Origin of the sequence: Prevotella sp. P4-67, assembly GCF_002251325.1 — a bacterium.
Lineage (GTDB): Bacteria > Bacteroidota > Bacteroidia > Bacteroidales > Bacteroidaceae > Prevotella.
In genome coordinates, this window is the sequence record NZ_NPJL01000046.1 from 23,094 (window position 1) to 34,605 (window position 11,512).

The window sequence follows — 11,512 nt, forward strand, 5'->3', positions numbered from 1 at the left end:
GCAGAGGCTTTGCCACAAACGATTGTGGTGGCCGTAAGGCCCTCGCATAGCTGGAAAACAGACAATTGGCAGACGGGGATAAAAAAAGTGGGCAGTCATGGCGTGGCATGGATAGATTATTAGTACCTTTGCACCGTCAAACAGAGCTGCCGCTACGGTTGCGGGCTGCTACACAACAGATATCTCTATGCTTAGCAACACTACTAAAGGTTATATTCTGGCTGCCATCGCAGCCGCAAGTTACGGAACCAATCCCCTTTTCGCCCTGCCCCTATATAAAATAGGTATGAACCCCGAATCGGTTCTTTTCTTCCGCTATATGACCGCCATACCTATGCTGGCAGCTATGCTGATGATGCGCGGACGCGATTTCGGACTACGCCGGCACCAGATACTGCCACTCGTGGCGATGGGTCTGATAATGGCCATCTCGTCGCTCACCCTCTTTGAGAGCTACAACCACATGGCGGCAGGCATAGCCTCAACGCTGCTCTTCGTCTACCCCATCATGGTGGCGGTCATCATGGCACTCTTCTTCAAGGAGCGGCTCACCATCACCACCATCCTCTGCATCGTGATGGCTCTGAGCGGAATAGGGCTGCTCTATCGTGGCAGCGACGGCGACACACTGAGTCTGGTGGGCACGCTTCTGGTCATGGCATCGTCGCTGAGCTACGCCATATACATCGTGGGGGCCAACCGCCCCATGCTGAGCGAGATCCCCACGCTCAAGATTACCTTCTACGTGCTGGTGTTCGGCGCACTAATCTTTGCCGGACGCTTTGCCACCGGCACGCCCTTCACCATGCCCGCCGCCAGCCAGTGGTATATGTGGGCCGACGTAGTGGCACTGGCACTATTCCCCACCGCCATCTCCTTCCTCTGCACCACGGCTGCCATCCAGCGCATTGGCTCTACGCCCACCGCCATACTGGGAGCGCTGGAGCCCGTGACAGCCATCATCTTCGGCGTGCTCGTCTTCGGCGAGACCCTCACCCCGCGCGACATGGTGGGTCTGACGCTCATCATCGTGGCTGTGACGATGGTAGTAGGCGGAAGCAAGACAGGCGAATACCTGATGCGGCTGCGCCGTATGTTCCCACGCATACTCAACCACGTACGCCACAAGTGAGGAAAGATTTAAGCGCATAAATTTGTAAGTCAGCAGGAAAACAAGTACTTTTGCAACCTGTGCATCAAGATACACAAAGAATGGAACAAGACAACAAGAAATTTGAACAGATACTGGTAAACATTACCGGTCAAGACCGCCCGGGACTCACCGCGATGGTCACAGAGATACTGGCACGCCACAAAGCCCAGATACTCGACATCGGTCAGGCAGACATCCACGCCACTCTCTCACTTGGCATCCTCATCCGTATAGACGAGCGCCAGTCGGGACAGGTGATGAAGGAACTGCTCTTCAAGGCTACCGAACTGCAGGTGCAGATAGCCTTCACCCCCATAGGCGACGACGAGTACGAGGCATGGGTCAACAAGCAGGGCAAGAACCGCTACATCCTCACCCTGATAGGCAAGACGCTCACCGCAGAGCAGATTGCCTCAGCCACCAAAATCATCGCGCAGCAGGGGCTCAACATCGACTCGATACTGCGCCTCACCGGACGCCAGAGCATCAAGAAGACCAACCGCAACGTGAGGGCCTGCATCGAGTTCTCGCTGCGTGGCACGCCCCGAGACCAAAAGGAAATGCAGGGAGACCTCATGCACATGTCGGCAGACATGGGTATAGACTTCTCATTCCAAAAGGACAACATGTACAGACGCATGCGCCGACTGATATGCTTTGATATGGACTCGACGCTGATACAGACCGAGTGTATAGACGAGTTGGCCGACCGCGCCGGAGTGGGCGACAAGGTGCGCGCCATCACCGAGAGCGCCATGAGGGGCGAGATAGACTTCAAGGAGAGCTTCACCCGACGCGTGGCACTGCTCAAGGGCCTCGACGCAAGCGTGATGCAGGAGATAGCCGAGAAGATGCCTATCACCGAGGGCGCCGACCGCCTCATGTCGGTACTCAAGAGATGTGGTTACAAGATAGCCATCCTCAGCGGTGGTTTCACATACTTCGGCGAGTACCTCCAGCGCAGATACGGAATTGACTATGTCTACGCCAACGAGCTGGAGATAGACGATAACAACAAGCTCACCGGACGCTATGTGGGCGAGATAGTAGACGGTACACGCAAGGCCGAACTGCTGAAGCTCATCGCACAGGTGGAGAAGGTAAACCTGGCGCAGACCATCGCCGTGGGCGACGGTGCCAACGACCTGCCCATGCTGAGCGAAGCCGGTCTGGGCATAGCCTTCCATGCCAAGCCACGCGTGGTGGCAAGCGCCGAGCAGAGCATCAATACGATTGGACTCGACGGAGTGCTCTACTTCCTCGGGTTCAAGGACAGTTATCTCGAAGACCAGGGCCGTTTCTGACCCCGCAACCATACACGACACTCCCGACCGCAATGTCCACACCAGGGCATTGCGGTTTTGTTTTGTCCGAAGCGGGTGTATGACGGCTGCGGTTATGGTCTCTGCCGTGGAGTCTGGCGATGCGCGCAGCGGGACTATGATGGATATTTAACACACATTATTTGGGGAATTCAAAAAAAATGAATAAGTTTGTGCAGGAAACAATAATAACAAGAACGATTATGACGAAAGAAGAACTGATGAGACGCGCCATCGCCCTGAGCGAAGAGAGCGTGCGCAAAGGCGGCGGCCCCTTCGGCGCCGTGATAGCCCGCGACGGCGTGGTGGTGGCCGAGGCTTCCAACCGTGTGACCCTTGACAACGACCCTACCGCCCATGCCGAGGTCAGTGCCATCCGCGCCGCCTCGCTGCGTCTCGGTACCTTTGACCTCAGTGGTTGCGACATCTACACCTCATGCGAGCCTTGTCCCATGTGTCTCGGTGCCATCTATTGGGCACATCTGGACCACATCTACTATGCCAACGACCGCAAGGACGCTGCCGCAATAGGTTTCGACGACGACTTCATCTATCAGGAGATAGCCCTCGCTCCGGCAGACCGCCACAAGCCCATGCGAATCCTGCTGCCCGATGAGGCCAAGAAAGCCTTTGAGGCATGGAGAGAGAGCGACAGCAAGACTGAGTATTGACCACTACAAGCCAATATCCGCCACTGGCAGAGGATATTGGCTTTTTTGGTTGCAGGGGAGTTGTCCCGCCGCCGCGCGAACTATCGTTTATTTGTTATGGATGACGAAAAAAACTGACAAAACAGTCACGTTTCTGATTTTATTTCTTAACTTTGCAGATATAGTCATTGTTTCTCAATATATTGTTATGACAGAAAGATACATCAACCCACATACTGATTTCGGTTTCAAACGCCTTTTCGGCTCCGAGTTCAACAAGGAGTTGCTGATAAGTTTCCTCAACGCATTGTTTCGTGGCGAACAGGATGTAAAGGATGTGACTTACCTCAACTCTGAGCAGTTGGGCGACCGTGCTGATGCCCGGCGCGCCATCTTTGATGTCTATTGCGAGAACCAGAAGGGCGAGAAGTTTATCGTCGAGATGCAGAATGTGTATCAGGAGTTCTTCAAAGACCGCACCATCTATTACTCCACCTTCCCTATCCGTGAGCAGGCTCAGCGTGGAGGTAACTGGGACTTCCATCTCAGTTCGGTTTATACCATCGGTTTGCTGAATTTCAATTTCGCAGAAGGTCTGGAGGAAGCGCAGCATTGGCATCATGAGGTTAAACTTATGGAGATCAACACCAAGAAGGTGTTCTATGACAAGCTCACTTATATATATGTAGAGATTCCTAAGTTTGACAAGACCGAAGACCAGCTCGTCACGATGTACGACAAGTGGATGTTTGTGCTCAAGAACCTCTCTGTGCTCATGGAGCGCCCCGCTGCCCTTCAGGAGCGTGTGTTCACAAGGCTGTTTGAACAGGCTGAAGTTTCCAAGTTCAATGCGCAGGACAGGATGCTGTACGAGGATAGTGTGAATGCCTATCGCGACATCATCAACGCCATCAACACAGCCAAAAAGGATAGTTTTGCCGAGGGACGCGCCGAAGGACATGCAGAAGGACATGCCGAGGGACGCGCCGAAGGCATTGCAGAGGGCATTGAGTTCAGCAAGGTCGAGATAGCCCGCAAGATGCTGCAGCGAGGCATGGCTGTCGAAGAGGTAGCTGAGTTGACTAACATGACGGTCCAGGATATAAAGAAGATATTGTAGATGTATACCGATTGCGACATCATCAACGCCATCAACACTGCCAAGAAGGATGGCTATGCCAAGGGATTGGCTGAAGGATTGGCCGAGGGCATTAAGCGCAGGAAGGTCGAGATAGCCCGCAAGATGCTGCAGCGAGGCATGGCTGTCGACGATGTGGCTGAGGTGATGGACATGACTATTCAGGAAATAAAGGAGATGATGTAGCCGGATGTTTCTGGGAGCCTTGTCATCATCGAGGCGACGCTGGAGACATCGGTTACCATACTATAAAGCAGGCTGGATTCCACTCGCGGGGTCCAGCCTTTTCTGTGGATAAACTTCAGAATCATTGTAGCAAAAGTGGCTGCTGAGCAGGGTTTATAGGGCTGACGCGCAGTAAAAGGTAACAAAATCACGGCTGTTTCTCATTTTTTTATCATAAACTGCGGTGGGTAAAGAGATTTTTATTATATTTGCAATCATCAACATTATATTAACATAAACTAAAACTAAATTAACTATGAGAAAAGTTATGCTACTGTTGGCTATGGCGATGATGAGCTTCAGCCAACTCTCAGCCCAGGAAAGTGCAGTAGATGACCATGGAATCTTCAACCATCTCAGTGTGGGCGTCGGTGTCGGCCTTACCGGTATCAGCATCGAGGCTGCAGCCCCCATCACTCCCTACGTGACCGTACGCGGAGGCGTAAACATCTTCCCGCAGATTAAAGTCAAGACCGACCTCGACCTCGACGGTGAAATCCCAGCAAGTTATAATGGCCCTCGCTCTTTCGAGGTGGAAGGCAAATCGTCGCTCACCACCGGCCATCTGCTCTTCGATGTCTACCCATTCAAGACGAGTGCATTCCACGTTACCGCAGGTGCCTACCTGGGTTCCGACAAGATAATTACCCTAAAGAATACCAAGGACGGCGTGCTGATGGATATCAACAGACTCAACGCCTCTCTCCCCGACGGCCAGAAGATTGGTCTTGACCTGGGCGACTACCTGCTTACCCCCGACGAGCGTGGTAACGTAGACGCTACACTCAAGGTTGCCGCCTTCCGTCCTTATCTGGGCGTAGGCTTCGGCCGTGCCGTTCCCGCCAAGCATCGCTTCGCCTTCAACTTCGACATGGGTGTGCAGTTTTGGGGTACCCCCGAGGTTTATCTGCGCGACCACAAGCTGACCAAGGCCGACACCAACAGCGATACCGGCGAAGTGCTGAAGTATCTGAGTAAGGCTACAGTTTATCCCGTGCTCAACTTCCGCATCGTAGGTCGTATTCTCTAATCGCATCCATAAAGATAGAATTTTTCATGACAAGGCATATCGGCGGCAGAGTGCATCGCAGCCGGTATGCCGATTTTTATACCATCCTGATGACCATCGATACCCAAACCCTCGACCCCAAGCGCGACCCTATGGGCGCAGCCATTCTCGACTATCTCACCACGGGCCGTGCCAAGACGCTCACCGTGATGTCGTCGATGTTTGACGACGACGAGATGCCGGTAGACTATCTCTTCCGCACTACCGACAGCATGCCGCCGTTGGAGCTAAAGGCGCTGGAGATGACCAGCGGCACCACGCTCGATGTGGGCGCCGGAGCCGGATGCCACGCCCTGGCGCTGCAGCAGCGCGGTGTGAGCGTCAAGGCTATCGACGTGTCGCCCCTGAGTTGCGAGGCCATGCGCCGGCGCGGCATCGCCGATGTGGAGTGCATCAACCTCTTCGACCCACGCCTCGGCGGAGGTTTCGACACCATACTCATGCTGATGAACGGTACGGGCATAGCCGGCAAGATGAGCGGACTGGGCGGGCTGTTGCGTCGCGTGGCGAGTCTGCTTGCCCCGGGCGGGCAGATACTTATCGACTCGAGCGACCTGAGTTATGTCTATCAGGATGAAGATGGTGGTATGGACATCGACCTGTCCGGCAAATACTATGGAGAGGTCGACTATCAGATGCGGTATGACCGTGTCGAGGGCCTACCGTTCGACTGGCTCTATGTCGACTATCCGCTGCTCAGCGCCGCAGCCCGTGAGGCGGGGCTCGACTGTCGGCTCGTGGCCGAAGGCGACCACTACGACTATCTGGCTCAGCTCAGTCTGGAGAGAACCAACCCTTAAACATATCAAGATTATGATGAAAAAGATATTTGCCCTGGTCATCACCCTATTTGTCATCTTGCTGATGGCGCTTACCTGTCCCGACAAGAAAGCCCATACCGAGGCCATCCGTTCTGCGGTCTCGGGCTATGTGAACGAGACCCTTTCCCAACGTCATGACGACAATATCGTGATGGGCTTTTTAGGTTCGCTCTTCGTGAGCAAAGTGGCAGAAGTCTATCTGGACAATTCGCTGGAGGTAAGCAACTATCTGCTGTTCAGCGTAGGCCGCATTACCTTCGACGGAACCACCCGCGTGGTCTCGGTGGGTGCCTTCAACCATGTCTTCACCAGCGACAAGGACGATATACGCCAGGCGCTGCAGAAGACTGATGAATGACACGGTCTCCCAATTCACCCCTACCCCGCTACTGGCCACCCAGCAGTTCGAAATAACCGATGATTTCTTCCCAGGTCTTGAACTTGTCGCTGCCCCAACGGATGACGGTACCCATAAAGTCATCCACATCGCGGTCGCTTATCAGGTAGTCGGCACAGATGAGCTGCGGGTCATTGGTATAGATTACCCTGTTCCACGCCGGAGCCGAGAGTGCGTCTTCTATCCATGCTCCCATCTCGGTTATCTGTTCGGGGTGGTCGGTGGGAGCCGGCGCCACTATCCTTACATCGTACTTCTCGATGAGCATCTCAAACGCCTTGTGCATGCTTGATGTCGCGTTGAGATAGCTGTCTCTCATGGTCGAACTGTCTATCAGCACCACGGGACGCGTGCGGCCCTCCTGCCGGTCGTCTATCCACCTTATCACCGGTATCAGATACCTGTGCACCACCTTTTCTATCAGTCGGTGCTCGCCGTGGAAGCGGATAGCCTGAGGATAATGGCTGTGGAAGAGGTCAAAGGTATGCACCACCGGGTCCTTGTCGCCAAAGAGACCATAGACACGCCGTTGCTCGTCGGCATCGACCGCCGCAAAGCAGCGGGTGGTAATGTCGGCATACTCCTTGACCAGAGCCTTGGTCACCACCACCTCCTGCACGCCGTCCCGACGTGGATTCTGAAACACCTGTTTGCCCATCATGTTGCTCTTCTGCATGGTCTGCCCCATTTCCAGTGCGGGGTTGACCAGTATGCGGTCATAGCCGTGCAGCATCTCGGCATACATGCCGCCCATCGAGGTACCGATGATGAGGTCGGGCTTCTCTCGGCGAACCATTTCCTGCAACATCGTCACCGCCTCGACCGGGTCCAGCGGAATATCGTCCGCCACCACCGTCGCATTGGGTAACAGTGTCTGCAGGATTGATACCGTTCCGCTCTGTGCTGATGACATAAAACCATGAATATACATGATTTTCTTCCCGTCCATGAGGTCGGGGTACTGTTTAATATAGGGATTTTGCATTTTTAAGCCATTTATGTGCAAAGTTACCATTGTTTTTGCTTATCTTTGCCATGTCTACCTATGCATTATCATTAAATTAACAATAATTACATGAGAAATTCATTCCTTTTATTGGCACTTGCAGCAACACTTTCAGTGTCGGCGGCCGACGTGACGCCCACTTTCACTGAATGGCAAGACTTGCAGGTAAACGCGGTAAACCGTTTCCCATTGCACACCCAGTTCTTCGCGTATGAGAACCGTGACCTGGCGCTCAAGGGCGTCAAGACCGAGTCGTCCAATTTTCTCTCGCTCGACGGCAAGTGGAAGTTCAAGTTTGTAGAGAACGCCGACCAGCGTCCTACCGACTTCTACAAGACCGACCTCGACGACAGCACATGGGGCGAAATCAACGTTCCCGGCATGTGGGAGCTCCAGGGATATGGCGACCCTGCCTATATCAACGTGGGATATGTCTGGCGCGGCCATTTCAAGAACAACCCGCCCTATACCCCCAACGAGCGCAACCACGTGGGTTCATACCGCCGCATCATCACCATCCCTGCCAACTGGGACGGCAAGCAGGTGATAGCCCACTTCGGCTCTGTCACTTCCAACATGTACCTCTATGTCAACGGACGCTTCGTGGGCTACAGCGAGGACTCCAAGGTGGCTGCCGAGTTCGACATTACCCCTTACATCCATAAGGGTGACAACCTCATTTCATTCCAGACATTCCGCTGGTGTGACGGTTCTTACTCCGAAGACCAGGACTTCTGGCGCCTCAGCGGTGTGGCCCGCGAGAGCTACCTTTACGCCCGCGACGCCGGAGTGCATATCGACGACCTCAGAATTACCCCCGACCTCATCAATGACTACAAGGACGGTACCCTCGAGGTGAAGGTCGACGTGACCGGACGCCCTGTCATCGACTTCGAGCTGCTCAACGCCAACGGCATCACCGTGGCCAAGAGCACTGCCGACTTCAAGCGCCACGCCTACGGCACCATCCGCTTCTCGCTGCGCAATGTCAAGAAGTGGACTGCCGAGACTCCTTACCTTTTCACCCTCGTGGCCACAGTCAAGAACGGCGACAAGGTGACAGAGGTCCTCACCCAGAAGGTGGGCTTCCGCAAGATAGAAATCAAGAACTCGCAGATGCTGGTCAATGGCCAGCCCATTCTCCTCAAGGGCGCCAACCGTCACGAGATTGACCCCGACGGCGGCTACGTGGTAAGCGTGGAGCGCATGTTGCAGGACATCAAGATTATGAAGCAGCTCAACATCAATGCTGTCCGCACCTGTCACTATCCTTCTGACCCCCGCTTCTACGACCTCTGCGACGAGTACGGTATCTATGTCCTCGCCGAGGCCAATCAGGAGAGCCACGGTCTTGGCTACGAAGAGACCGCTTTCTCTCGTAAGCCCGAGTACGCCAAACAGATAATGGAGCGCAATGAGCATAACGTACACATGTATTTCAACCATCCCAGCGTCATCATCTGGTCACTCGGCAACGAGACGGCAGAGAGTGTGAACTTCGAGAATGCCTATAAATGGGTCAAGGAGTTCGACCCCAGCCGTCCCATACATTGGGAGCGCGGCCGCTGGAACTTCGACTCCGACTTCTACTGCCCCATGTACCTCGGCCTGAAGGAGAGTGAGGAGTACTGCAAGCGCACCGATGAGAAGGCCAAGAAGCCTTTCTTCCAGTGTGAGTATGCCCACGCTATGGGCAACAGCCAGGGCAACTTCAAGGAGTACTGGGACATCATCCGCAAGTACCCCAAGTACCAGGGTGGTTTCATCTGGGACTTCGTAGACCAGGCTCTCCGCAAGAAAGATGCCAACGGTGTGGAAATCTTTGCCTATGCCGGCGACTACAACGACTGGGACAGCAATGATGACAAGAACTTCAACAACAATGGCTTCATCAGCCCCGACCGCAAACTCAATCCTCATGCCTACGAGGTCGGTTACCAGTATCAGAACGTATGGGCAAAGGCCATCGACGCCAAGGCTGGCAAGATAGAGGTTTACAATGAGAACTTCTTCCGCAACATCGATAACTACAAGCTGTGCTGGACTCTCCTCGCCGATGGCAAGGCCGTACAGCAGGGCGAGATAGCCAACCTCGATGTGGCTCCCCAGCAGAAGGTGGTTTACACTCTGCCCTACAAGCTCGACGGTATCGACGCCAATGCCGAGGTGATGCTCAACATCGACTTCAAGACCAAGACTGCCGAACCTCTCATCGCCAAGGGACAGACCATGGCTTACGCCCAGATAGCCATCGCCGAGAAGGACGCCAAGCCCGAGCTCAACGCCGACGGACTCATCGGCACAGCCAAGGGCAAGGTCAAGGTAGCCAACAAGAAGGGTGCTCCTCTGCGCGTTCAGGGCAGCAACTTCGTGGTAGAGTTCGACCCCGCCACCAGCTACATCAACTGCTACGAGGTCGATGGCGTGTCTATGCTCGGCGAGGGCGGTATGCTGAAGCCCAACTTCTGGCGTGCAGTGACTGACAACGATATGGGTGCCAACCTGCAGCGTCGCTACGTGGTTTGGCGCAACCCCGTCATCAACCTCAAGTCTACCGAGGTCGAGAAGGGCAAGAATTCAGCTTCGGTTAAGGTCGTTTATGATATGCCCGAGGTCAAGGGAACACTTACTCTGTCTTACCTCATTGGTGCCGACGGACAGATACGCGTTACCCAGGACTTCAAGGCCACTCCCGGTGCAGAGGTGGGCAACCTCATGCGCTTCGGTATGAAGCTCGACATGCCTTACCAGATGGACCAGAGCCACTTCTATGGCCTCGGCCCCAACGAGAACTATATCGACCGCTGCTCTTCTCAGCGTCTTGGCATCTATACTCAGACCGCCGACGAGCAGTTCTATCCCTACATACGTCCGCAGGAGACCGGTACAAAGACCGGCATACGCTGGTGGAACCAGACTACCACCGAGGGCAAGGGTCTGAAGATTGTGGCCGACGCTCCCTTCTCTGCCTCTGCACTCCACTTCAACATCTCCGACCTCGACGAGGGCGACAAGAAGAAGCAGCGCCACGCTGCCCAGTTGCCCAAGTCCAAGTATACCGAGCTGTGCATCGACAAGAAGCAAGCCGGAGTGGGTGGTGTAGACTCATGGTCACGCGCGGCTGAAGCCCAGCCCGAGTATCGCCTCAAGTATGGCGACTACAGCGTAACCTTCTGGCTCGTTCCCGTGAAGTAAACCGACCCCAATATCCTTCAAGCCCGCCATCATCGCAACCCAAGCGAAGATGGCGGGCTTTTTGCGTCTAATTGCGACGGCGCAGCGCAAGCAGCCCGCAAGCAGCGGCAACTCTGTAGGAGTTGCGTTTCCCCAGCCCAGGGTTGAGGTGCGCAGCGCCTCTACCCTGGGTATATATATAATAAGGTGTAGCAACTCTGTAGGAGTTGCGATTAGCGAAGCGTTAACCACAGCAAGAAGGGTGTATTGCCCTGAACTAAGTTGAATAAAAAAGTTCAAATAAAATGGGCAAAGAGAACAAAAATGAAGTATTAAAGTTCCAAGAACCAGCACTTCAACGCAAGCAATCTTGCATTAAGCGCCTATCAGACGACCAAAAACGTATGATATTGCACGCACATCTGGTAAACCCAAATCGGTCATTAGGATTTCTCTGTGTCGTACGGCAAAGAGAAATCCTTTAATTTTTCCCATATAGATAAGAATGATTGTCGTGTTTTTAGTGATCTAGCCAAATATAGGATGTGCTTGTCTTT

The 11,512-nt window shown here is 54.1% G+C and carries 10 protein-coding genes; 9 read left to right on the plus strand and 1 reads right to left on the minus strand.

Annotation, left to right across the window (positions count from 1 at the left end):
• Positions 1–187 precede the first annotated feature (187 nt).
• The 8 genes from CIK92_RS07720 to CIK92_RS07755 all read left to right on the plus strand — a co-directional run bounded on the left by CIK92_RS07720 (position 188) and on the right by CIK92_RS07755 (position 6,736).
• Positions 188–1,132 (plus strand): DMT family transporter, encoded by a 945-nt coding sequence (locus CIK92_RS07720; protein WP_094388694.1) that lies wholly within the window; start codon positions 188–190, stop codon positions 1,130–1,132.
• A gap of 80 nt (positions 1,133–1,212) precedes the next feature.
• Positions 1,213–2,457 (plus strand): phosphoserine phosphatase SerB, encoded by a 1,245-nt coding sequence (serB, locus tag CIK92_RS07725; protein ID WP_022309639.1) that lies wholly within the window; start codon positions 1,213–1,215, stop codon positions 2,455–2,457.
• Between the two features lie 221 nt (positions 2,458–2,678).
• On the plus strand, positions 2,679–3,146 hold the full coding sequence (locus CIK92_RS07730) for a nucleoside deaminase (protein WP_022309638.1): 468 nt from the start codon (positions 2,679–2,681) through the stop codon (positions 3,144–3,146).
• 187 nt (positions 3,147–3,333) lie between these two features.
• Complete coding sequence (locus tag CIK92_RS07735) at positions 3,334–4,245, plus strand: Rpn family recombination-promoting nuclease/putative transposase (protein WP_094388695.1); 912 nt, start codon at positions 3,334–3,336, stop codon at positions 4,243–4,245.
• Entirely contained in the window at positions 4,246–4,449 is a 204-nt protein-coding gene (locus CIK92_RS07740) for a hypothetical protein (RefSeq protein WP_094388696.1), read from the plus strand.
• A 295-nt stretch (positions 4,450–4,744) separates the two neighbouring features.
• On the plus strand, positions 4,745–5,518 hold the full coding sequence (locus tag CIK92_RS07745) for a hypothetical protein (protein WP_022309634.1): 774 nt from the start codon (positions 4,745–4,747) through the stop codon (positions 5,516–5,518).
• Positions 5,519–5,613: 95 nt separating this feature from the next.
• Positions 5,614–6,357 (plus strand): class I SAM-dependent methyltransferase, encoded by a 744-nt coding sequence (locus CIK92_RS07750; protein ID WP_371327117.1) that lies wholly within the window; start codon positions 5,614–5,616, stop codon positions 6,355–6,357.
• A 13-nt stretch (positions 6,358–6,370) separates the two neighbouring features.
• A complete protein-coding gene (locus tag CIK92_RS07755) occupies positions 6,371–6,736 on the plus strand; it encodes a DUF4359 domain-containing protein (protein ID WP_022309632.1) in 366 nt (121 codons plus the stop codon).
• A 28-nt stretch (positions 6,737–6,764) separates the two neighbouring features.
• On the opposite strand, the gene CIK92_RS07760 is transcribed toward CIK92_RS07755, so the two are convergent.
• On the minus strand, positions 6,765–7,760 hold the full coding sequence (locus tag CIK92_RS07760) for a YqiA/YcfP family alpha/beta fold hydrolase (RefSeq protein ID WP_094388697.1): 996 nt from the start codon (positions 7,758–7,760) through the stop codon (positions 6,765–6,767).
• 90 nt (positions 7,761–7,850) lie between these two features.
• On the opposite strand from CIK92_RS07760, the gene CIK92_RS07765 reads away from it, so the two are divergent.
• Positions 7,851–10,976 (plus strand): glycoside hydrolase family 2 TIM barrel-domain containing protein, encoded by a 3,126-nt coding sequence (locus CIK92_RS07765; protein WP_094388698.1) that lies wholly within the window; start codon positions 7,851–7,853, stop codon positions 10,974–10,976.
• Positions 10,977–11,512: the final 536 nt, after the last annotated feature.

What these genes read in the sequence shown, in the direction of transcription:
- CIK92_RS07765 (WP_094388698.1), top strand. Translation starts at nt 7,851, where the DNA reads ATGAGAAATTCATTCCTTTTATTGGCACTTGCAGCAACACTTTCAGTG.
- CIK92_RS07745 (WP_022309634.1), top strand. Translation starts at nt 4,745, where the DNA reads ATGAGAAAAGTTATGCTACTGTTGGCTATGGCGATGATGAGCTTCAGC.
- CIK92_RS07735 (WP_094388695.1), top strand. Translation starts at nt 3,334, where the DNA reads ATGACAGAAAGATACATCAACCCACATACTGATTTCGGTTTCAAACGC.
- CIK92_RS07740 (WP_094388696.1), top strand. Translation starts at nt 4,246, where the DNA reads ATGTATACCGATTGCGACATCATCAACGCCATCAACACTGCCAAGAAG.
- CIK92_RS07720 (WP_094388694.1), top strand. Translation starts at nt 188, where the DNA reads ATGCTTAGCAACACTACTAAAGGTTATATTCTGGCTGCCATCGCAGCC.
- CIK92_RS07760 (WP_094388697.1), bottom strand. Translation starts at nt 7,760, where the DNA reads ATGCAAAATCCCTATATTAAACAGTACCCCGACCTCATGGACGGGAAG.
- serB (WP_022309639.1), top strand. Translation starts at nt 1,213, where the DNA reads ATGGAACAAGACAACAAGAAATTTGAACAGATACTGGTAAACATTACC.
- CIK92_RS07755 (WP_022309632.1), top strand. Translation starts at nt 6,371, where the DNA reads ATGATGAAAAAGATATTTGCCCTGGTCATCACCCTATTTGTCATCTTG.
- CIK92_RS07730 (WP_022309638.1), top strand. Translation starts at nt 2,679, where the DNA reads ATGACGAAAGAAGAACTGATGAGACGCGCCATCGCCCTGAGCGAAGAG.